The following is a 21,954-nucleotide window of genomic DNA, read 5'->3' on the forward strand; positions in this document are numbered from 1 at the left end:
ATCATAGATGGTTAAGGTAGCATTGCTGATTGGGGTGGGTGAATACGGAAATGGTCTTTCTTCGTTACCTGCGGCTCCCAAAGATGTGGAGGCGATGCGCGAAGTATTGGAGAATATTGAAATCGGTGGTTTTGATCAGGTGACACCGTTGATAAATCCTGAGCGACAACCGATGGAAGAAGCTATTTATACATTGTTTGCAAATCGTAAAAAAGATGATCTCCTGTTACTGTTTTTCTCAGGTCATGGGGTTAAAGACGATAGTGGCAATCTTTATTTAGCTGCTCATAATACCCGTAAAGAGCAAGAAGCTCTTGTTCAACCAACAGCAGTAGCAGCGAGTTATGTACAAAACATCATGAGCAATAGCCGCTCAAAGCGTCAGGTGGTGATTTTGGATTGTTGCTTTAGCGGCGCTTTTGCTGAGGGAATGAAAGCCAAAGATGATGGTTCTGTGCCTGTTCAACAACAATTAGGCGGAGAAGGACGAGCTGTTCTCACGTCTTCGACTTCTACGCAGTATTCTTTTGAGTATCAGGGTTTTGACCTCTCGGTTTATACCCATTTTTTAGTTGAAGGTCTCAAAACCGGAATAGCAGATCGAGATAAAGATGGCGGAGTTTCTATTGATGAGTTGCATGAATACGCCAGTGAGAAAGTTCAAGAAACCGCTCCCGGAAAAATGAAGCCCAAAATTTATGTGGTGGAGGAAGGCTTTAAAATACTGCTGGCTAAAGTGCGAACTGAAGATCCTAAGCTGAAATATCGCCAAGAAGTTGAGCGTCGCCTCAAGGACGGTAAAATCCCTTCTATTACCCGCAATCTATTAGACCTTAAACAAGGAAGTTTAGGAATACTTCCTGAACAAGCTGCTACCATCGAGGCCGAAGTACTCAAACCTTATCGAGAATACGAAGCAAAATTGCAGCAATACGAGCAGGTATTATCTGAAGCAATTGAAGCTGAAAATCCTTTAACTGAGTACACTCGCAACCAGTTAAAAGACTATCAAGAATTTTGGGGACTTAGAGATAAAGATGTAGAACTAATTGAGAATCGAATTATTCCACGCACACAAGAGCAATTACTACAGCTAGCTAATCCTCCTCAACCTTCAAACCTGAGTCCTAAAAATCTTGATACTCAGGTAAAAACGAGTGTCGAGAGTGAACAAAATTTTGAAGCATTAATACGTCCAAAAAGAAACCTTTCTATTTTTGCCTTACCTGTATTTGCAAAATATTTAGCAGGTATTACCACTATTCTTGTTATATTAGTTGCCGTTTATTTTCAACAATACTTGATACCTAGTTCTAAGCCTACACAAAAAGCTCAAACATCAAATGCGGGATCTGAAATTGTTAAACCACAAATTAATAATTCTGAATTGGCAGTAATCAATAAATATGAAATTATGATTTACTTTTATAAAAATAGGCAGGATTTATTGAAAGCTAAAAATGATATTCAAACTCAATTGATAAAAAGTGGTTTTGAAGGAAAGATAGGTTCAGAGGAAATTGATAAATCATTTTTTGAAAAACGTAATTTTACTCGTCCTCTGGCTTATGAAATTCGTTATAGTTCAGATGAAGAAAAAGCAGCTGCTATTTTTGAAAAAATCTTGCAAAAAATCTATCCAGCAGATAAACTTTTTAAAAAGGCTATTGGAAGTAATACTCCAGATTCTATTTCCATCTTTCTTGGCCCTTGAGTTTAGTTTTGCTATGTGTAAGTAAATCTTTTGGCAGCTTTGGCAGCGATAATTAACGTATGATAATGGTAATTTATAGCATTTTATCTTCATGATATTTGGCTTGTAGTAACTAAACAAGATTTAAAATTTCCTGCAATGTCCTATTGCAGCACCGATCGCCACTCATGGCTTGTTCTCAGAGTGCTAATCTATCAAGTCCTGACCAATAGAGTATTGTTACTCAAAAATTCTGTTAAAAAATTTGTACCCTCTGAATGAGCCTCTTCAACCCATAGCAGGAGTATCATTTTTCATTCAGCACCTACGATGAAGAATTAGAAAATCAACTGGCAGTATATCTGCCTTTCAAATTATGGACTGGAAGTACAGGTGGAAAAATGGCTATAAACCAAGCCGAGATGAAGCGGCAAAAAACCCTCATTTGTTAGATGAGAGTCAGTTCGAGAACGAGCAAGACCGAAAGCTAGCTGAAGAATCAGCAAGGAAGCATTTGGGTATACCTGCACCAACCTTAGACGAAGATCAGTCAATATTACCTCATTAGCTTCGTCTAATGAACAAGCTTGATAACACTATTTCCAAAAAAGATTTTTGCAACAAATAAACTGGCTATAGGGGCGTACAGATGTACACCCCTAATGATGTATCTCTAGTACTATGTACGCTCCACACCATTAGGAAGTTCGACAAAATGCAGATTTCTCAAATTTTAAATCGATTAAACAATAGCAAATTTACTAAGTTACTCACTCAATCAGTAGCTTTAGGCGTAGGTGCTTTTGTTCTACTCTCAACTACTAATGCTAATGCCGCCGAGCAAGTTGTTTTAAAGTATGGTACTTTTCAGGGGCAAGTTTCTGTTCAAGAATTAAGTCAGTTTACAGAAACAGGCAAGACAACCCCCACACTAAAAGCTTATTTGGAGGCGGCCCAACAAGATCCCGCAGTAGCTCGTAAGGCACTGATAGCCCCAATAAAAGCCGATCCTGCCTTTTTAAATAACTTACTGTCAAGCTGGGCAGGGCCAATTTTAGTTAACCAAATTGGTGAAGTAGTTCATCCCCCCGCAGGACAATTAGATCAGCAAGCGCTGCGAAGTGCTTTAAGTACATCTATTCAACAAAATGGTGAAGTTACACTCCTTGGAGCCATTCAGAATTATCCTAATACTTCTGTTGAACTTGAAGGCGATCGCCTCATCTCTGTTTATGAACGTCTAAGCAGCCTGGCAGAACTTTTATGATAGCTAGTTACTGCTAAAATTTAATACCCATGAGTCTATCTTAGGGTTCTATTCTGTGACTGAGAAATTCCCTAACGTAATTGTAGAGTTAGGGAAAAGTTTATATGACAACTGACGTTTCTAGAAATATTAACAAGAATGTTAATGGAGCGCTGATAAGTGGTGTTCTCCTAAGTATTTTGGGGGTGATTGCGATCGCAGCGCCTAACCTCTCGACCTTATTCGCCGAGACATGGATTGCAGTAATTTTGATTTTCGCCGGATTTACAAAACTAGTTTATGCCACTCAAACTCGCCACCAAGGAGGTTTTATTTGGAAACTTCTATTGAGCGGACTCTATATTGCAACGGGTATAATGCTGTTTGTTTATCCTTTTACAGGTATTCTCACACTGACTCTGTTGCTTGGCAGCTTTTTACTGGCTGAAGGTACATTCGAGTTAATTCTGGCATTCAAGTTACGTCCGCAAGAGAACTGGACGTGGATACTAGGTGATGGCATTATTACACTGGTCTTAGGTGCAATGATTTGGTTCCAGTGGCCCTTCAATGCGCCCTGGCTTCTTGGCACACTAGTTGGTATCAGCATTATTTTCACTGGCATTTCACGCGTAATGCTGTCATTGAATGCGCGTTCTACCTCAAATCCTACTAACGAAGCTGCAAATCCTACTTAGTAGATGGGGAATGGGAAATGGGGAATAGGAAAAAGCAATGCCCAATGGCCCATTTCTAAATTTGAATCGTCAAAGTTTACTAAGAGATTGCAGCAGCGATGCCTAGGTTGGGCTACGCCTACGCCAAGAAAATTGCTAAATTAACTAAGGAAATCAAAATCAAGGCCAGCTAGCTGCAATCTACGATGGTATCTATTGCTACTCCCTTCTCGGATATCCAAAACCATTGGGCACGCTTATTTATTACAGCCTTAGCTCAACGTGGTATTGTCAGTGGGTCGCCTAATGGCACATATCGCCCCGATAACTCACTCACTCGCGCTGAATTTGCCGCCATCATCGCCAACGCATTTGGCACAGTTACCAAGAAGCGGCAATATGTACCTTTTGTGGATGTACCCATAAATTATTGGGCAGCAGCTGCCATTCAAATAGCTTACGAAAAAGCATTTATTAGCGGGTTTCCTGATAAAAGTTTCCGCCCCGCCGAGCGAATTACTAGGGCGGAAGTTTTAATTTCCTTGGTAGCGGGCTTAGAACTTGCCACCAAGGTAAAACCAGACCTCCTCTCAACACTCCCACAAATTTATCAAGATTCGATTCAGATTCCTGCGTATGGGAGAAATCAGGTAGCTATTGCCACTAGTGCTGGATTAGTGGTTAGTTTTCCAAATATCAAATTACTCAATCCCAATCTTGCAGCTACCCGTGCAGATGTAGCAGTAATTATTTATCAAGCTTTGGTGTATTTAGGCAAAGCAGAAAAAATTGCCTCTAGTTACTTAGTACAGCCGCCCACACTAACACCAACACCAACACCAACGCCAACGCCAACGCCAACGCCAACACCAACACCAACGCCAACACCAACACCAACGCCAACGCCAACGCCAATACCTATACCCACACCCGCACCTGTCGGTAGCGTTAGGGTAAATCATAGTCGGGAATTCCGAGGGGCGTGGGTAGTATCTGTGTGGAATGGTGATTGGCCTTCCAAGCCAGGACTTTCTGTTGCTCAACAGAAAGCTGAACTCACTGAGATTATTACTAAATTACAAGCGCTAAACTTCAATGCCCTGATCTTTCAGGTGCGACCGGAGGGAGACGCTTTATATGAATCGCAATTAGAGCCTTGGAGTGCTTGGATTACAGGAACTCAGGGGAAAGCACCAGAACCATTTTACGATCCTTTAGCGTTTGCGATCGCAGAATGTCATAAGCGCAATATTGAACTTCATGCTTGGTTCAACCCTTACCGCGCCAGCACTTCCACCGACCCAGCTAAAACAGTACGTCCCCACATAGCAGCGACTAATCCAGAAAGCGTTTATTTGTGGAAAACTCAACGCTGGATGGACCCAGGATTGAAAATAGTTCAAGATAGAGCTTACAACGTAATTCTTGATGTAGTGAAGCGCTACGATGTTGATGGCATTCACTTAGATGATTATTTTTATCCATATCCCATCGAGGGGCAACCTTTCCCCGATAACAAAACTTATGCTGCATATCAAGCAGCTGGTGGTTCACTCAACCTTGGCGACTGGCGACGCGACAATGTTAACAGAATGGTACAGCGTCTCTGGCAGGGAATTAAAGCAGCCAAACCCGATGTGAAATTTGGTATCAGCCCCTTTGGGATTTATCGCCCCGGACAACCTGCTGGCATTACTGGGTTAGATGCTTACAATGTGTTGTATGCCGACTCGAAAAAATGGTTAGAAGAAGGGTGGATTGACTATATTGCACCTCAACTTTACTGGCGCACAGATCAAACACAACAAAGTTATTCAGCGTTGCTACAGTGGTGGACACAGGTAAATACAAAACAAAGACACGTTTACGCTGGTAACAATTTGACAGAACCAAGCAACAAGAGTCGAGAGAGTGATGAGATTGAAAAGCAGGTGAAAATTAGTCGTAGCCAAGCTGGACGGTTGTCACTGGGCAATATCTTCTTTAATCTCGGTGTTTTGACAGAAAATAGTCAGGGTATTGCTGATAAATTCCAAAGTCTGCTTTATAACAAACCTGCGCTACCGCCAACTTTGCCTTGGCAAGATATAACGCCACCCCCTCCACCCATTGGATTACAAGTCAATAACCGCAAACTGAGTTGGCAGCCTGGAGATAATCAGCCAGTTCGTTCTTGGACGCTTTATCGACAAACTGGTGATACTTGGACAATTCAGCGAATTTTGTCTGCTGGCACAACCTTCGCTACCGTTCAAGAAGCGGGGACTTATGCCGTATGTGCGGTGGATAGATTGGCTAATGAGAGTGCGGGAACAGTGATTACAGTGAGTTGAACAAAGATACTGCTTAGACATCTTAAAAAATGGTGTAGGCACAATTGATGAATTGTGCCTATCGACAATTTATTTGTTGAAGTTCTCTAATGTGCAAGTCTGCTTGCATAGTTTCGGCATAGCGATATCTATCCTTTTGAGGAACAATTGAGATTTGCATAGGTTTTAAGGAACGGATTCACCTTTCGGTAGATTAAGACAGAATCATCAAAACTGTATATTTGGATGGGGTAACACATAATTTGCCACAAAACCTCATGCTAAATCAGTAATTTCAATATAAACAGATGAAATTTTGATTGAATTCTAGTTAATTTGTTCCTTATCCTCATAAGCCATGACATCCCCTGAGCCTCAAACTGATTTTGGAGAAAAAGCTCCACAAACCTCATTTGAGCCACCTTCTGGAAAACGGCGGTGGCTTTGGTTATTTTTAGCAGCACTACTATTGTTAGGGGGCGGAACAGCTCTCGTTTGGCGTTTGCTCACTCCGCAAAATTCAGCGCCTTCAACTACTAACGCTCAACCTCAAGGGGTAAGAGTCAAAGTATCCACAGTACAAAGCGGCATAATTGAGGAAAGTTCAGATTTTATTGCTAGCCTAAAATCCCAGCGCTCAGTCATCCTCCAGCCGAGGATTCAGGGTCAAGTTAGCCAAATATTTGTGAAATCGGGAGATCCAGTAGCCGAGGGAGCGGCAATTATCCAGGTAGATCGTACACCACAAGCAGCGATCGCTCCTAACAATGCTGCGCCTCAAGCATTTTTATTGCAGCTGGAAACTGCCCGCACTGTACTCAAATCTCTAGAAGCCCAACGAGCATCATACGTTGAGAATGTGCAATTGTATCAGCAAACCTACGAAAAATATTCCATTCTAGCTGAACAAGGAGCTGTGTCTCGACAGACTCGCAATCAGTTTGCCGATCGACTTGCCAATGCTAAAACCAGTCTTGATGCAATTGATTCCAGGATTCAAGCCCAAAGATCCAATATATTGCAGGCTGAAAAAACGTTGCAGCAAGCTAATGTAAATACTCAAACACAACAAATCCAGTCTGACAAAATTACCGCTCCCTTTAGTGGCACAGTTGGCAACATTGCTGTGAAAGTAGGTGATTTAGTTAATACTTCCACACAATTAGTTAATCTTACGCAAAATCGACCTTTAGAAGTCAACATCTCAGTGCCACTACAGCAAGGGCCGCAATTGCGTAAGGGAATGCCAGTGGAAGTGATGAATACACAAGGTCAAAAGCTGGGTAGAAGTAGAGTATTTTTCATTGCGCCTACTGCTAATAACGAAACACAAGGGATACTGATCAAAGCAATTTTTGACAATCCTAACGGTCAGCTACGTGCAGATCAATTGGTAAGGGCTAGATTATTTTGGAATCAGCGCCCCGGAATTTTAATCCCCACAACAGCAATGACTCGTGTAGGTGGCGACACTTTTGTGTATGTAGTTGAAACCGAAACATCTCCCCAAGGTGTATCTCAACAAGTAGCTCGACAAAGGCGCGTGAAGCTAGGCGAAATTAAAGATAATAATTACCAAGTTCTTGAAGGATTACAACCAGAAGATAAAGTTATTATCTCAGGGTTGATCAATCTTAGAGATGGTGCTGCGATCGTTCCAGAACCTTAAATGAACTACCCAGACCTACTTTGTGGAGGTCTGGGTTTCTGAATTCTACTAGATATCTCTAAATTTAACCTTAATACAGTACTTTCACAGCAGATAATCACTTTGTTGATCCAAAATAAAACTAGATTAATCTATGGCATCTTTATCAGGGAAAGTTGCAATTATCACTGGTGCATCGAGGGGAATTGGACGAGCAATCGCACTAAAATTAGCTGGTAACGGCGCATCTATTGTCGTCAACTATGCGGGTAATGCAGCCAAAGCACAGGAAGTTGTTGCAGAAATTGAAAAGTTGGGAGTAGAAGCGATCGCAATTCAAGCCGATATTAGCAAAGTACCCGACATCCAACGCCTGTTTGAGCAAACACTTGAGCGTTTTGGTAAAGTCGATATTTTGGTCAACAATGCCGGAATCGCCTTCTATAAACCAATTACTCAGGTGAGTGAAGAAGATTTCGATGCGATTTTTGCTATTAATGTCAAAGGTACTTTTTTTGCTTGCCAACAAGCCGCGCAACACCTATCAGAAGGCGGACGGATTATCAACTTTTCGTCATCAACTACGGTGATGATGCTGCCAACTTATAGCGCTTATGTCGGAACTAAGGGTGCTGTTGAACAAATCACGCGGGTATTAGCTAAAGAATTGGGTGCAAAAGCGATCGCAGTTAATGTTATTTCTCCTGGCCCTACCGATACAGAACTATTCCGAGAAGGCAAAACCCAAGAACAGATAGATCGTTTGGCCCAAATGGCTGCTTTTGGCAAGCTGGGAGATGTGCAAGAAATCGCCGATGTAGTAGCGTTTCTCGCTAGCGATGAAGCCAGATGGATCACAGGGCAAAATATCCGTGTAAATGGTGGAATCGCCTGAGATAATTAAAGCTCTCCTCATAAACCAATCCAGTTCAGATAAGCTAAAAACACTTGTAGAGACGGCGATTTATCGCATCTCAAAAACCCAAAATTTTTGCCAGTAGCCCTTAACCCAAGCGTATTGCCTCATAAACGCGATATTCTCCGTTTCAAAACCTCAGCTAGTAACCTGGACATTGCTAGTCCTGTTAGGGTAGGCGAAAATTAGACTGCTACTCCGATTCATTCGAGCTTTTTACTCGAATATAATTGTCCCAGTGCAGCTAACAAAACGGATTGCTAATTTATGGGCTGAAAAAGTTTGTATAAACCGTTTCTAGCTTATACAAATAACGGCTCGTTTATCCGGTTGTAGAGTCTGTGTTTTCGTACTAAATATCACTTCCCTGTCACCCGAAATTATGGATTTGTCCAACTTTACTACACTTCAAAACTTAGAAGCTGCCTTCGGTGGTGAATCGATGGCAAATCGCAAGTATCTGTTTTTTGCAGACGTAGCGCGTCAACTTGGGTTTCCAGACTTGGCAAAACTTTTTAAAGAAACAGCAGACCAAGAAACTGAACACGCTTTTGCACATTTTAAGTTGCTGCATCCAGAACTTGTGGTAGAAAATGCGGCTGCTTTAACTGATGAACAAAAACGAGAAATTGTATCTCGCTGTTTATCTTTGGCAATTGAAGGCGAGACTTATGAATATACTACAATGTATCCAGAGTTTGCCGCCGATGCCCAACGCGATCGCGACAATCCTGCGGCTGAAGAATTTCTCAAACAAGTTAAAGAATCTACCGATCATGCCAACACATTTAGAGAAGCTGCACACCGTTTTGGCTTGCTAAAATTCATCGAAAATTACCACGCCGATCGCTATGCTGAAGCTTTAGAAGTATTAAACGGAGGACAAACAGCAACCAGAGTTGCAGGTGAAGATCCTAAAACTCGGAAATGGATTTGTAGACAATGCAGCATGATTTACGATCCCGTTGCTGGCGATCCCGATTCTGGGATTGCACCTGGTACACCTTTTGAAGAAATTCCTGATAATTGGGAATGTCCAATTTGCGGCGCGAGCAAAAAAACTTTTAAGCCATTTGAGGAAAAAGTTGCAGCTTAGGACGACAATTAATTAGGTACTCTTTTTAGCATATAAACGCGAAGCGTCTTAAGGATACTTCGCGTTTTCGATTATTTATCGCAACAGAATTCAGGAGTCAGGATTCAGAATGGGCTAAATGCCCCGCTACCGCTAACAGAATGGATTGTGACCGAAAAAGCTTATATTGCAACGCTTACGAGCATCTTGATTTTGACTCATTAATTCTGACTTCTGAATTCTTTATCAAGCACAGGTTAGTATCATGAATTCACCAGAAGATAAAATAGGAAACCGTTGTGTTTTTATGTGACTATCTGAAGAGCGATGCTAATCCGTGATAAAGATTTGAGTAAACATTTATTGTTCTCAAATCAGTAAGCTAATTACCCGGTGGACACAATTGCTGCACTTTTTGAGGAAGTTGCCGACACATTTGCTGGAATCCTTGAGGATTAATTTGCCACCAAGCAAATAATCCTAAACTTGTACCCCCTACAAGCAACGCAAACATTCCCCCCAGCATTACCAAGCGTTTACCCCGATTAGGTTTTGTAATTAAGGTTGGTGGAATTTCTGGGCTTGTAACTGATTCCTCTGAAGTATCTAAATCTAGATCCAAATCTAGATCCAAATCTAGCAAAGTTTGCGAACTTTCTGTGAAGGAAATTAATTCCTCTTGTTCCTGTTGTTCCTCTAATTCCTGTTGTTCCTCTAATTCCTGTTGTTCCTCTAATTCCTGTTGTTCCTCTAATTCCTCTTGTTCTTCTTGTATCTCTGCTTCTATGATTTCTTCTGGCAACGCCGGAGTCACAGGTACTAAGTATTCGGGAGAAACACGGCAATGAGTGAGAACAACTGACGTATTATCACGCCCATTTTTTTCGTTTGCCAAGTTAATCCAGTTCCGGACAGCATCTTCAACTGTCATCTGGTCTTTTAACACGGGTATTGCATAATCTTGCCAATATTGTTCCACCCTGTTATTATCACTTAACCCATCAGAACACAGTAGTAATATACCATCTTCTTCCACAATAAATCGCTGAATCTTAAGACGTAAAGATTCTGCATTTCTTGTTCCCAACGCTTGAGTTAAGGCAGTAGCATCTGTTCTTATTAATGCTTTTCGATACAAACTTTTGGCAAAGCGGACTTCTCGCGTCGCCACATCATCATCTACTGTAAGTAGCTGACAATAGTTGCGAGTAATCCAATAGGCACGGCTATCGCCAACATTAGCCAAGTAAAGTTCATGGGTATTATTTGATTGCCACCCAGTACTTGTCTGTACTCGTTGTGGAACTTGCAACGCCATGACAATAGTTGTAGCCATACGTTCTTTACCTTGACGTTTTTGTTCGTTATTGCGGGCACAAATCACATTATTTACCACCCGTAAGCTTGCTTCTAATTGTTCCTGCAATAACTCTGGTGATACAAGTACAGTTTGTTCTGTAACCTCCGCTAGTAAGGCGCGAATTTGCAACTTTACAGACTGCACTGCCAATCTACTGGCAACTTCGCCGCCTTCGTGCCCGCCAATGCCATCGCAAACAATTGACAAGTGGGAGAATAAAGGCTCATCTAAGTTATTCAAAGTATTCGGGTAGCAAGCATCTTCATTTTGCGCCATAATTGGGCCAATATCTGTAGAACCTGCCACCTTCAAAACTAGTGGCAATTCTGCCGCAGATGCTAGTAATAAACCATTGAGTTGAGTAGCAACATCATCCAACTCTATTTCTGTTTCACACATATCCTGGACTATGTTCTGCAACCCTTTAGCTACTGATGTCTTTGCAGAAGCTACCCAAAACTGCCAACACTCCCCCAGATTTTTTAAACTCAGCTTCTCATCTTCTGGTGTTTGGTAGAGTTCTAACAGTCGCACACACCAACCTTGGACTCTCAAGTTGTCTACTACCAGTAAACTGCGGCTAAGTCCTAATTCTGATAAAGGTGTCCAAAGTTGGAGAATTTGCCACAGCCAATAAACTTGTCGTACCGCCGTTGCTTGCTCCCAAGCCTCAACAATAGTTGGATAGATATTTCCTGTATCATCTATCGGCACATTTTCTAATAACAAGATATCAGTTGTATCTTCCTCACCATCACTAGCAAACCCATAAGCTTGGGGCAGATGTAACCGTTCTTGATATAACCGTAGATAAGGAATTACTTCCTTCGGTAATTCTTCAGGGACATCTGGTGGTAGTCCTGGTTGAGTATCCAGCCAAATCTGGCGAGTAATTACTCCATATCTGTCTGCTACTTTTGTGCCTGGTGTAATTTGAGCAGACAATGAGCCAGTAGCCCAAAGATAGCGGTGAACCAAGGGAGTTTGGCAACTTGCACAAACACGATCTCCAATAGGGTTAATGGGGCTATTACAGCCTGGATTTATACAATAAATTGTCAGTTGAGTAGAAATCATAAAAGTATAAATTTAAAAACCAATCAACTCATGAATTTCGATTACATTTAGCTGGCAATGGCTTGAAGGCTAGAATAGACTGGATTTGTGTACCGCTAGCTACACCTGGTTACTGAAAGTAATCAAAATTATTGGTAAAAAGACCAAGTTTTGCTTTCTGTAAATAACTTACGTCTGGCTGTATCTAATCGTAGAAATGGATTTACGTCAATGTAGAGTCTAGGATGGCACTATGCCAAGTTTGACCTTAATCTGGCTTCTGGCGGGAGCAGTTTTGTGTCTCATGGAACTGTTCTTACCATCGGCGTTTGTCGCCTTCATGATGGGAATTAGCGCTTTTGTGGTGGCGCTGCTGTCTGGAGTGGGTTTGGGAAATGTATGGTTGCAAGTTGTAGTTTGGCTTTTACTTTCCACATTCCTAATCGTGCTTTCTCGTCGGTTTTTGCAACCACGACGACGCAAATCGAAAATTCAGGATGCAGTCATAGCCGAAACTTTAACAGAAATTCCGCCTGGTAAAACAGGGCGGGTATTGTATGAGGGAAATTCCTGGCAAGCACGATGTGACGATGACAAATTTACTGTAGCACCCCATCAAAGAGTTTATGTGGTTAGGAGAGAGGGTACTACTTTGATTGTGATACCAGAAAATTTGTTGAATTCTTAGTTATTGGGAATGGGGAATTGGTTATTTTCTTTATTTCCCCATCTCGTCCATTTCCTACTCTCTTTAACATTTAATACTTAAAAAATCAGGAGATTCACAATGGAACAGTTTTTTTTGCTCGTACTTTTAGCCCTTGGTGGTTCTGCCGTCGCGGGATCTGTGAAAGTCGTCAATCAGGGCAATGAAGCTTTGGTGGAAAGATTGGGTAGTTATAACAAAAAACTGGAACCAGGACTAAACGTGATCTTTCCTTTCATAGATAAAATTGTCTACAAAGAAACTATCCGCGAAAAAGTCTTAGATATTCCTCCACAACAGTGTATCACCCGCGACAATGTTGGCATTGAGGTAGATGCAGTGTTTTACTGGCGCATCGTGGATATGGAAAAAGCCTGGTACAAGGTAGAAAATCTCCAGGCTGCAATGATAAATATGGTGCTAACTCAAATTCGCGCTGAAATGGGGCAACTGGAGTTGGATCAAACTTTTACTGCTCGTTCTCACATTAGTGAACTTTTGCTACGGGATTTGGACGTTGCTACCGATCCTTGGGGTGTGAAAGTGACACGGGTAGAACTGCGAGATATTATTCCATCTCAGGCAGTGCGAGAATCGATGGAATTGCAAATGTCGGCAGAACGACGCAAACGGGCAGCAATTTTAACTTCTGAGGGTGAACGCGAAGCTGCTGTCAATAGCGCCAGAGGTAAAGCTGACGCGCAACTTCTGGATGCGGAAGCTCGTCAAAAATCGACAATTCTGCAAGCGGAAGCTGAACAAAAGGCGATCATTTTGAAGGCTCAAGCGGAACGTCAGCAGCAAGTTTTGAAAGCGCAGGCGATCGCAGAATCAGCAGACATTATTGCCCAAAAGCTCCAGACTAATCCCAATGCCAATAAAGCAGTGGAAGTTCTGTTTGCTTTGGGCTATCTGGATATGGGCGCGACAATTGGCAGAAGCGATAGCAGCAAGGTCTTATTTATAGATCCACGTACTATCCCTGCTGCTTTTGAAGGTATGCGTTCCGTTATCTCAAATGGTCAGGTTGACTCTAACGAGTTATTTTCTAAGCAAATACCAGGGTTAGAAAATAACCGCTCTAGTTAAGAATGAAGAGTGGGGAGTGACATTAGTATTAACTTAAGTTTAAAACCCTTTTCAAACTTCGTTTCCAGTCTCAGACTGGGAACGAGACAATCACAATTATCTACTGACAACCTTTTTCAGCTATTCTTCCTGATAATTCACCCATAGAGGTTAACTTCGCTAAAATCGGCATTATCGAGGTCGTTCCTCAAAATAGCACCACTAAGGTCAATAATGAGGATGGAAGCCTCCAGATTGATGTTACTGAGGTCAAGACCTCTGAGCAATCCTTCACGGGAGTCCTCAATGATAACTTTCGAGAAATCTCGCTCTCCAGCAGCATATCTACTCAACAATTCTTCAACAGTAATTCTTTGTCTTTTGACCTTCATTTTTCAAAATCATTACTGTAAATTATGACGTTATCTATTCAGCCAACCACAACACTAAGTGTAGAAAAGTTCTTAGAACTACCAGAAACAAAACCAGCAAGCGAGTATTTTAACGGGCAAATATATCAAAAACCTATGCCACAAGGAGAACATAGTACCTTACAAAGCAGTTTAGTCACAGCTATTAATAAGATTGCTAAACCGCAGAAAATTGCTTATGCCTTTCCTGAATTACGCTGTACATTTGGAGGTCGTTCAATAGTACCAGATATTGCCGTTTTTGAATGGCAAAGAATTCCATTGCTTCCTAATGGAAGAATTACAAATAAATTTGAAATTCCTCCAGATTGGATAATTGAAATTCTATCACCGGAACAATCACCCAACCGAGTTATCAGCAAAATTACATTTTCTATTCAAAATGGAGCAAAGCTAGGTTGGTTACTAGATTCTGCTGATGAGTCAATCATGGTTTTCGAACCCAATAAATTACCAGAATTAAAAGAAAAGCAAGATGTTTTACCCGTTTTGAGGGTCTTGGAAAATTGGCAATTAACAGTTGTAGATGTATTTAATTGGTTGAGTTTTGTTTGAATAAAGCATTTATTCCAGCAGAATTTGGGAGTTGGAATTCTGAATGGGCTACACCCCGTTGCGCTAACAGAAGTAAAGTACGTTTTATTCCTCTCATAGAATTGGTATGATTATTGACCAGTCCCAGTAGCTTGATTTACTTGACATTGGCTGCATAATCCAAAAAACTCTAGGGTGTGGTAAAAAACTTTAAACTTATGGCTAGATTCTAACTGCTCTTCTAAATCATGCACGGGGCATTGATGAATCGGAATTGAGACACCGCATTGCAAGCAGGTAAGGTGATGTTTGTCTTGCTGGGCTAGGCTATAGAGGGCTTCACCATTAGCCAAATTCCGTACTTGTACTATGCCTTCGAGTTTTAAGGCTTCTAAAGAACGGTAAACTGTTGCTAAACCCATACTCTGATTTGTATTACGTAATTCTACGTAAATATCCTGGGCAGAAATGCCTTTTTTGATGGTTTTCAGCAGGTTGAAAATACGCTCTTGACTGCGGGTGCGTATAGCTCTCATAGACAATTATTTAAATATGCCACTTGTAGTTGAAGCTGTTAGATGGGCTAATTGATCAATTAACTTTAACGGCTTCGTAATCTTATTTTCACTCAGTTGGAACAGAAAGTTATAGTATAGCGATCGCAGCATTCAGCAAAAGCCGTGCAAACCAAGTATCTAGCCAAAATTTTTGTGACGCTTCGTCCTTCAGTCTTAGACCCTGCTGGTGTGGCTGTACAATCCGGTCTTCAGCAACTGGGATACGATAACGTTGACCAGGTGCGGATTGGCAAGTACATTGAACTCACCATCACCTCGACTGAGGAAAAGAAAGCTCGTCAAGACCTCGATCGCATTTGTGATCAAATGCTAGCAAATCCCGTAATTGAAAATTACCGCTTTGAGTTAATTGAGGTCGAAACTCAAACGGGAGTCTTTTAGGGCATTGGGCAAGAGGACAAGGGGACAAGGAGAATTGGGGACAAGGGGAAAAACTTGTTTCAAGTTCTCACCTCTTGTCCCCTTGTCCCCTTGTCTCCCCTGCCCCCTGCCTCCCCTCACTCCCCATTCCCCATTCCCCATTCCCTAATCATGAAATTTGGTGTTGTTGTTTTTCCAGGTTCTAATTGCGATCGCGATGTTGCTTATGTAACCAGAGATTTGCTTTTACAACCAACTCGCATGGTTTGGCATCAAGAAACAGACATTGCTGATTTGGATGTCGTCATCATCCCTGGTGGCTTTAGTTACGGAGATTATCTGCGCTGCGGTGCAATCGCACGTTTTTCACCCGTGATGCAACAGGTTGTTGAACACGCTCAAAAGGGTAAATTTGTCATTGGTATTTGTAATGGTTTTCAGGTATTAACTGAAGCTCGACTTTTGCCAGGGATGTTAACCAGAAATCGAGATTTGCATTTTATTTGCGATCGCGTCCCTTTGAAAGTTGAGCGTACCAATCTCTTATGGACGCAAGCCTATACCAATAGTGAAGTTATCACTTTGCCCATTGCCCACGGAGAGGGACGATTCTACGCGGATGAAGCCACTCTGGCAGAAATTGAAGATAATGGGCAAGTCGTGTTTCGTTATGAAGGCGAGAATCCCAACGGTTCACTGAACAACATTGCTGGGATTTGCAATCGTCAGGGCAATGTGTTGGGGATGATGCCGCACCCAGAAAGGGCATCTGACGCAATGCTGGGCAATAGTGATGGCTTAAGGCTCTTTCAGGGCTTGTTAGAGAAGGTAGCCGCATTAGCGTAGAGCAAATATGGGGCGACTAGATTAGATATTTGGCGATCGCTATCTCTAGAATAATCTTCAGAGGGCGATCGCTCCATCACATCATGTCCGCGTAGAGAGCGTCATTATGAATTACGTTAGCGAGTCCGTGAGCGTCATTACGAATTACGAATTATTTCAACGTACCTCTTTAAGACTATCAATTTGCTTGGTAAACAACTCAGTAAATAAACTAAGCACAGTCCGTTCTTCGCGTACTTTTATATTGGCACTGATTGACATACCTGATTGCAATGTGACGTTTTTACCCTTAATTACTAAAGATTGTTTATCCAATGAAATTTTTGCCGGAAATCTATAAAACTGATGTGTTTGGTCTGGCGGTAATGCGTCTGATCCTATCCCCAGCACTTCCCCTTTGATATCGCCAAATTCGCTGTAAGGAAAAGAATCAATCCTAACATCTACCTTCATCCCTTTTCGCACAAAACCGATATCTTTGTTAGTGATGAAAACTTCAGCTATATAGTTTTCCTTTGGGACAATTTGCAGCATTTTTGTCGTCGGGTTCGCTACAAACCCAGGGTTTTTTGCTTGTAAATCAAAAACTGTTCCAGCTACAGGCGCACGAAGTTCTTGATACTTAACGTTTAACTGTGTTTGAGAAATTTTACTATTTACATCTGCCAAACGCTGTTCATTATCTAGGATAACTTTCATGAATTGGCTATCAATTGCGGCAATACGCTGTTTGTTATCAGCTATCTTATCCAAAACATTTTTATCAGAAACAGCCACCGTATTGCTTAATTCTTGTTGACCCTTTTCTATATCAAACTGGAGGCGTTTTTCTTCCTCACCTAGTTGTGCTACTTCCGCCGTGCGGTTTTGTACTTCTTGTTGCTGGTTGAGATACTGAAGTTGAGAAATGCCACCTTCTTCTGATAATATTTTCAGTTTATCTAAAATACCCTGTTGAATGGCTAAACTCGCTTTACTATCTTCCAGCTTAAATTTATTTTGAGCTAGTTGTTTTTTGATTTTCTCTACTTCCAACTGCGCCGCAGCAGAACGAGAATCTAATTCTTTTTTGGCAACTCGTAGACGTTGTTGCTCATCAATTCCTAAAGTAGAATCTCGACCAGAATTTCTTAATTGAGTTCGCAATAAGTCATTTTCTTCTACTAACGCTACCCGACTTTTCAGCAGAAAAGCAGTTTCTTGTGGCAAATTACCGCGCAAATATAAGAGTTCAGATCCCCCGGCAGTAGTTGCCCCCATTAATCGACGATAAATTTGATTTTCTTTAATTAATGCAATACGGATTTTATTCAAAGAATTTAATTCGGCAACACTGGCTATGGAATCAAAAGTCAGCAACAAATCTCCTGGCTTTACCTCTTGTCCATCTTTAACATTAACTGTTTTCACAACTCCACTAACAGGAGCCTGAACTTCTTTGACTGTTCCTTGCGGCTTTAATTGCCCTGTTGCTGGGACTACTTGCTCAATTTTCGCAAAATAAGCCCAAGCAATTCCAAAGCAGGCTAACCCCATGAGAGTAACCATAATTGCCCGCGACCAAACTGGAGATTGACGCAAGACAATTGCTTGCTCAAATTCCTCACTACTGGAGTTAATTAAAGACTCTTGAGCAGCTTTTTGTTGTTTTGTAAGTACCGGTGAATCTTGCTTGACTCCATTTTTCTGATTACCGTTTTTCTGATTGCCGTTGTGGTGATTCCCATTAAGTTGAGTCATAACGATTTTGGGTTTTGAATTTTAGATTTTGGATTTGTTTTTGGGTGGACACTGTTCAAATTATGTAATGCTATGCCGCCAAGAATAACTAACTACAAGTTCACATCTTGCTGCTGATACAGATAATAATAATGACCTTTAGTAGCCATTAATTCTTGATGGCTACCTTGTTCTATAACCCTACTATTATCCATCACAACAATCATGTCTGCATTACTGACCGTATTTAATCGATGGGTAATAAAAAATACTGTATCACCCTTAAATGCTTTAGCTAAATTGAGACATATTTGCCGTTCTGTGGGATAGTCTAGGGCGCTAGTTGCTTCATCTAAAACTAATAATTTTGGTCGTTGTAAAACAGAACGAGCGATCGCAATTCTTTGTCGTTGTCCACCTGAAAGCGCGGAACCCCGTTCTCCCACGCGCGTGTTGTAACCGTTGGGCAAGTTCATAATAAACTCGTGAGCGCACGCAACCTGAGCCGCTTCGATAATTTCTTCGGTTGTCGCATCGGGATTCGTCAGAGCAATATTTTCCTGAACGCTACCGTCGAACAACAATGTTTCTTGGGGAACTACGCCAATTTGTCGTCGCAGTGAATAAAGTTCGACTTTGGCAATATCATAACCATCAATTAAAATTCTGCCGGACTCAGTTTCGTAAAGTCTCAGCAGCAATTTCATCATCGTACTTTTACCCGATCCACTTTGTCCGACGATGCCGATAAATTTTCCTGGCGCAAATTCGAGGTTGACGTTGGAAAGTTGCAGAGGGCCACTCGTCCCAAATCGAAAGGAAACATTTTCATATTTTACTGCTCCCTTAATCGTCGGTAAGGGGATGTTGTAGCGGTCTGTTTCTCCTTCTTGTGGCGTATCGACAATATCGCTTAAACGTTCTAGAGATAAGGCTGTTTCTTGGAAGCTTTGCCAGAGTTGAGCTAAACGCAATATTGGGCTGGTGACGTAACCCGATATAATTCTAAAGGCAATTAGTTCGCCTAAAGTTAATTCTTGTTGCAGTACTAAATAAGCTCCTACCCACAAAACCAGTAAACTGCTGAGTTTGTTGAGAAAGTTACTGGTGGAGTTAGCAAGAGTAGAAGTTACAACTGTTTTAAAACCAGCAGCGACAAACCGAGCGTAACGCTCTTGCCAAGAAAAGCGCGATCGCAATTCGATATTTTGCGCTTTTACGGTTTGAATTCCTGACATCACCTCCACTAAATAAGATTGAGTTTCGGCGTTGCGTTCGGCTTTAGCACGTAACTGTCTACTAATGGTGGGAGAAGCAATTAAGGTAATCACGATAAACACAGGAATTGTGCTTAAGCCTACCAAGGTGAGTTGCCAACTGTAAATTAGCATTACACCGATATACACCACCGAGAACAGAGCATCTAATCCCACTGTTAAGGCAGTACCAGTTAAAAATTGGCGAATATTTTCTAATTCGTTGATGCGAGTGGAAAGTTCACCCACCGGTCGGCGTTCAAAATAACGCAGTGGTAAACGTAATAAGTGGTCAATAATTTGCGACCCTAAACCCATATCGATCCGGTTAGTGGTATCGACAAATAAGTAAGTTCGTAAGGTAGTCAGTACTGCTTCAAATAATCCGACTACTAATAGTAAAATCCCCAAAATATGTAATGTACCAATACTATTTTGAGTGATAACTTTGTCGATAATTAACTGAACTACCAGAGGATTTGCCAAAGCTGCCAACTGCACGAAAAAGGAGGCGATAAAAACCTCGATCAACACTCGACGGTGCTTTGACAAATATGGCAAAAACCACCTTAAACTAAAACGTTCTTGGGGCGTTTGGTTGGTAGCACTGAGCAGTAAGACTTTAGCTTGGGGCGGAAAGTTGGTTGGATCAACATCTAATTGTTCAACCAATTGAGCAGGTTTACAGCGCACAATTCCTTTGGATGGGACACCAACAACCACGGTATTTGCATCTGCCGCATATAAAACTGCAAAATTATCACCATAGCGAATCAATGCCGGTGTAGGAATACGGGTTACTGAGGAGACTGGTATTTCTATTAACTGCGCCTTAAGTCCGATTAATTCTGCCAGGTAAGCAGTAACTTGAAACGATATAAGACCCTGACGTTTGACTTGCTCAGTTAAGATGCGGCGAACCACTTCTCGACGAAACGGTATTTCTAGGTGCTTCGCGATCATTTGGAAGCAGGCGAAGGCTGTATTTAATTCTCCCTTACCACTAAAAAACGGGTATTTTTGTTTTGACGAACTCTTTGAGGTATCGGGGACTGTCTGGGGAACGATTTCGTCTGATGCGTAAGGGATATCTAATTCATCGTCATCTTGGCTATCTACTTGGGTGTTATTTACCGCCAGTACTATCTGATGACTGTCTTCTAATATTAAATCTGAGGGATGGATACCAACCAACCTGGAAGGGTTTTGACCTATGACCTGAATCTTGTCTCGATCGTCGTCTGCTTCTAGGCGATCGCCAGGTGATAAATTCGTGATTGTACCGCCGCCACTTACAAACCAGACCTTTGCGCTATCCAGTTGGTTAAATGCAGTTTTTCCTGGAGGTAAGTAATGGATTTTTGCCTGTGGTAAGGCTTTTTCTGTAAGTTCTCTGAGATTTAAAGTTGCGATCGCTTGCTTTTGCCAATAGGAGCCGAGAATATCAAAAACTTCTATCAAATAACTGCGATTCTTGCGAGCTTCGGCAAAAGCTGGGTAGGAAGCGAGAAAACTAAAATATGCCGATGCACTCAAGGTTAAACATACTACTTCGGTAGAGGCGATCGCAGTCTCGCAGGCAACATCACGCAACAAACTAATTTCGCCGATAATTTCTCCAGGTTGCAGCAATTTTAGGGTAATTGGCATTTGCGTCTGGGGATCGTATCCCAAGAGGCGCACTTGTCCCTCATAAATAATGGTGATGCGTTCCGGGAGACTTTCTTTACCAATGATTTTTTGACCTATGCGATAGCGCCAGGCTTGCAGTTGTTCTGATAGATTAGCGATCGCTCCATCGGGTAACTGTTCAAACCCTTCTATGGTAGTAAGAAATTCGGGAAAAGTGTTCTTAATATAAGTCATATAAAACAACTAAAAGTGAGGAATTAAGTCGAAAATATTAGGGAGTATCTCTTTTACTAACAGTGGTAGTGTTTGGTTTTATGCTAGTAGTGGCAAGACTTCTGTACAATTCAGGTGCCTAAATATGTAATAGTACAGAGGATAGTTTCGTCTAATTTCAGACCTATATTTATATCACACGGTTACGATTGTTATGCGTTTCTCAAACCAAAGCATAATGTAAATAGATCGAGGACAAGTTATCACTTGGTTAACAACACATAATTTATACAAACTTAAAATCAATACTTAAGCACCGCAAATATGCAAGATGGATACTCTACTCATCAAACCAAGACACATAAAGGTGGTTGTTAAATTTAGTGTCGCATATTTTAATTTATGATAATCAACATGAAAATATCACAGATGCCTTTCTAAGTAAATACCCTAGTTAAAAATCATGTAATAAAAAAAACTTTAAATTTATGAATTATTTTTTACATATTCAAATCACTAATGGCGAAGGATAGGAACCTTCCTTGTTAAACAGTGCCATACCCGAATTTATGAAAGAAGAATTATCTCTTACTTTTTTGGTAGCTTAATTTAATAAAAATTAACTACA

At 41.3% G+C, this 21,954-nt stretch carries 18 protein-coding genes; 13 read left to right on the plus strand and 5 right to left on the minus strand.

The genetic code is table 11. The features are described 5' to 3' along the window. The first annotated feature begins 7 nt into the window (after nucleotides 1–7). From FD724_RS31250 to FD724_RS31285, 8 genes are all read left to right on the plus strand, one after another. Nucleotides 8–1,714, plus strand: a complete 1,707-nt coding sequence (locus FD724_RS31250; RefSeq protein ID WP_179075309.1) for a caspase family protein — start codon at nucleotides 8–10, stop codon at nucleotides 1,712–1,714. A 355-nt stretch (nucleotides 1,715–2,069) separates the two neighbouring features. Then, complete coding sequence (locus FD724_RS31255) at nucleotides 2,070–2,261, plus strand: bromodomain-containing protein (RefSeq protein WP_114080614.1); 192 nt, start codon at nucleotides 2,070–2,072, stop codon at nucleotides 2,259–2,261. Between the two features lie 147 nt (nucleotides 2,262–2,408). Continuing rightward, the gene (locus tag FD724_RS31260; protein ID WP_179075310.1) at nucleotides 2,409–2,960 is read left to right on the plus strand and encodes an alpha/beta hydrolase; all 552 of its coding nucleotides are present in this window, start codon (nucleotides 2,409–2,411) and stop codon (nucleotides 2,958–2,960) included. Nucleotides 2,961–3,064: 104 nt separating this feature from the next. Continuing rightward, complete coding sequence (locus tag FD724_RS31265) at nucleotides 3,065–3,637, plus strand: HdeD family acid-resistance protein (protein ID WP_179075311.1); 573 nt, start codon at nucleotides 3,065–3,067, stop codon at nucleotides 3,635–3,637. Nucleotides 3,638–3,822: 185 nt separating this feature from the next. Then, nucleotides 3,823–5,949, plus strand: coding sequence for a family 10 glycosylhydrolase (locus FD724_RS31270; RefSeq protein WP_179075312.1), 2,127 nt, complete (start codon nucleotides 3,823–3,825; stop codon nucleotides 5,947–5,949). 337 nt (nucleotides 5,950–6,286) lie between these two features. After that, nucleotides 6,287–7,597, plus strand: a complete 1,311-nt coding sequence (locus FD724_RS31275) for an efflux RND transporter periplasmic adaptor subunit (protein WP_179075313.1) — start codon at nucleotides 6,287–6,289, stop codon at nucleotides 7,595–7,597. Nucleotides 7,598–7,730: 133 nt separating this feature from the next. Next, entirely contained in the window at nucleotides 7,731–8,471 is a 741-nt protein-coding gene (locus FD724_RS31280) for an SDR family oxidoreductase (protein ID WP_179075314.1), read from the plus strand. Between the two features lie 403 nt (nucleotides 8,472–8,874). Next, on the plus strand, nucleotides 8,875–9,588 hold the full coding sequence (locus FD724_RS31285) for a rubrerythrin family protein (RefSeq protein ID WP_179075315.1): 714 nt from the start codon (nucleotides 8,875–8,877) through the stop codon (nucleotides 9,586–9,588). Between the two features lie 361 nt (nucleotides 9,589–9,949). Here FD724_RS31285 and FD724_RS31290 read toward each other — a convergent pair whose 3' ends face one another. Further along, a complete protein-coding gene (locus tag FD724_RS31290) occupies nucleotides 9,950–12,004 on the minus strand; it encodes a protein phosphatase 2C domain-containing protein (RefSeq protein ID WP_179075316.1) in 2,055 nt (684 codons plus the stop codon). Nucleotides 12,005–12,236: 232 nt separating this feature from the next. Between FD724_RS31290 and FD724_RS31295 the strand changes: the two genes are divergently transcribed. Beyond that, nucleotides 12,237–12,671, plus strand: coding sequence for an NfeD family protein (locus FD724_RS31295; RefSeq protein WP_012412773.1), 435 nt, complete (start codon nucleotides 12,237–12,239; stop codon nucleotides 12,669–12,671). Nucleotides 12,672–12,770: 99 nt separating this feature from the next. Continuing rightward, complete coding sequence (locus FD724_RS31300; protein ID WP_012412774.1) at nucleotides 12,771–13,778, plus strand: SPFH domain-containing protein; 1,008 nt, start codon at nucleotides 12,771–12,773, stop codon at nucleotides 13,776–13,778. Nucleotides 13,779–13,915: 137 nt separating this feature from the next. Here FD724_RS31300 and FD724_RS31305 read toward each other — a convergent pair whose 3' ends face one another. Further along, a complete protein-coding gene (locus FD724_RS31305) occupies nucleotides 13,916–14,149 on the minus strand; it encodes a pentapeptide repeat-containing protein (protein ID WP_114080977.1) in 234 nt (77 codons plus the stop codon). A 24-nt stretch (nucleotides 14,150–14,173) separates the two neighbouring features. Here FD724_RS31305 and FD724_RS31310 point away from each other — a divergent pair, with 24 nt between their 5' ends. Next, the gene (locus FD724_RS31310; protein WP_179075317.1) at nucleotides 14,174–14,743 is read left to right on the plus strand and encodes a Uma2 family endonuclease; all 570 of its coding nucleotides are present in this window, start codon (nucleotides 14,174–14,176) and stop codon (nucleotides 14,741–14,743) included. A gap of 110 nt (nucleotides 14,744–14,853) precedes the next feature. On the opposite strand, the gene FD724_RS31315 is transcribed toward FD724_RS31310, so the two are convergent. Continuing rightward, complete coding sequence (locus FD724_RS31315) at nucleotides 14,854–15,258, minus strand: Fur family transcriptional regulator (RefSeq protein ID WP_114080348.1); 405 nt, start codon at nucleotides 15,256–15,258, stop codon at nucleotides 14,854–14,856. A 144-nt stretch (nucleotides 15,259–15,402) separates the two neighbouring features. Between FD724_RS31315 and purS the strand changes: the two genes are divergently transcribed. Both purS and purQ read left to right on the plus strand, forming a co-directional pair. Further along, on the plus strand, nucleotides 15,403–15,681 hold the full coding sequence (gene purS / locus FD724_RS31320; protein WP_012412776.1) for a phosphoribosylformylglycinamidine synthase subunit PurS: 279 nt from the start codon (nucleotides 15,403–15,405) through the stop codon (nucleotides 15,679–15,681). 150 nt (nucleotides 15,682–15,831) lie between these two features. Continuing rightward, entirely contained in the window at nucleotides 15,832–16,506 is a 675-nt protein-coding gene (gene purQ, locus FD724_RS31325; RefSeq protein WP_179075318.1) for a phosphoribosylformylglycinamidine synthase subunit PurQ, read from the plus strand. Between the two features lie 156 nt (nucleotides 16,507–16,662). On the opposite strand, the gene FD724_RS31330 is transcribed toward purQ, so the two are convergent. Continuing rightward, entirely contained in the window at nucleotides 16,663–18,246 is a 1,584-nt protein-coding gene (locus tag FD724_RS31330) for an HlyD family efflux transporter periplasmic adaptor subunit (RefSeq protein ID WP_179075319.1), read from the minus strand. A gap of 92 nt (nucleotides 18,247–18,338) precedes the next feature. Continuing rightward, nucleotides 18,339–21,347, minus strand: coding sequence for a peptidase domain-containing ABC transporter (locus tag FD724_RS31335; RefSeq protein WP_179075320.1), 3,009 nt, complete (start codon nucleotides 21,345–21,347; stop codon nucleotides 18,339–18,341). Nucleotides 21,348–21,954 lie beyond the last annotated feature (607 nt).

This window comes from Nostoc sp. C057, assembly GCF_013393925.1.
Taxonomy (GTDB): Bacteria; Cyanobacteriota; Cyanobacteriia; order Cyanobacteriales; family Nostocaceae; genus Nostoc; species Nostoc muscorum_A.

What these genes read in the sequence shown, in the direction of transcription:
- FD724_RS31305 (WP_114080977.1), bottom strand. Translation starts at nt 14,149, where the DNA reads ATGAAGGTCAAAAGACAAAGAATTACTGTTGAAGAATTGTTGAGTAGA.
- FD724_RS31295 (WP_012412773.1), top strand. Translation starts at nt 12,237, where the DNA reads ATGCCAAGTTTGACCTTAATCTGGCTTCTGGCGGGAGCAGTTTTGTGT.
- purQ (WP_179075318.1), top strand. Translation starts at nt 15,832, where the DNA reads ATGAAATTTGGTGTTGTTGTTTTTCCAGGTTCTAATTGCGATCGCGAT.
- FD724_RS31290 (WP_179075316.1), bottom strand. Translation starts at nt 12,004, where the DNA reads ATGATTTCTACTCAACTGACAATTTATTGTATAAATCCAGGCTGTAAT.
- FD724_RS31280 (WP_179075314.1), top strand. Translation starts at nt 7,731, where the DNA reads ATGGCATCTTTATCAGGGAAAGTTGCAATTATCACTGGTGCATCGAGG.
- FD724_RS31310 (WP_179075317.1), top strand. Translation starts at nt 14,174, where the DNA reads ATGACGTTATCTATTCAGCCAACCACAACACTAAGTGTAGAAAAGTTC.
- FD724_RS31315 (WP_114080348.1), bottom strand. Translation starts at nt 15,258, where the DNA reads ATGAGAGCTATACGCACCCGCAGTCAAGAGCGTATTTTCAACCTGCTG.
- FD724_RS31250 (WP_179075309.1), top strand. Translation starts at nt 8, where the DNA reads ATGGTTAAGGTAGCATTGCTGATTGGGGTGGGTGAATACGGAAATGGT.
- FD724_RS31255 (WP_114080614.1), top strand. Translation starts at nt 2,070, where the DNA reads ATGGACTGGAAGTACAGGTGGAAAAATGGCTATAAACCAAGCCGAGAT.
- FD724_RS31260 (WP_179075310.1), top strand. Translation starts at nt 2,409, where the DNA reads ATGCAGATTTCTCAAATTTTAAATCGATTAAACAATAGCAAATTTACT.
- FD724_RS31285 (WP_179075315.1), top strand. Translation starts at nt 8,875, where the DNA reads ATGGATTTGTCCAACTTTACTACACTTCAAAACTTAGAAGCTGCCTTC.
- FD724_RS31265 (WP_179075311.1), top strand. Translation starts at nt 3,065, where the DNA reads ATGACAACTGACGTTTCTAGAAATATTAACAAGAATGTTAATGGAGCG.
- FD724_RS31330 (WP_179075319.1), bottom strand. Translation starts at nt 18,246, where the DNA reads ATGACTCAACTTAATGGGAATCACCACAACGGCAATCAGAAAAACGGT.
- FD724_RS31300 (WP_012412774.1), top strand. Translation starts at nt 12,771, where the DNA reads ATGGAACAGTTTTTTTTGCTCGTACTTTTAGCCCTTGGTGGTTCTGCC.
- FD724_RS31275 (WP_179075313.1), top strand. Translation starts at nt 6,287, where the DNA reads ATGACATCCCCTGAGCCTCAAACTGATTTTGGAGAAAAAGCTCCACAA.
- FD724_RS31335 (WP_179075320.1), bottom strand. Translation starts at nt 21,347, where the DNA reads ATGACTTATATTAAGAACACTTTTCCCGAATTTCTTACTACCATAGAA.
- FD724_RS31270 (WP_179075312.1), top strand. Translation starts at nt 3,823, where the DNA reads ATGGTATCTATTGCTACTCCCTTCTCGGATATCCAAAACCATTGGGCA.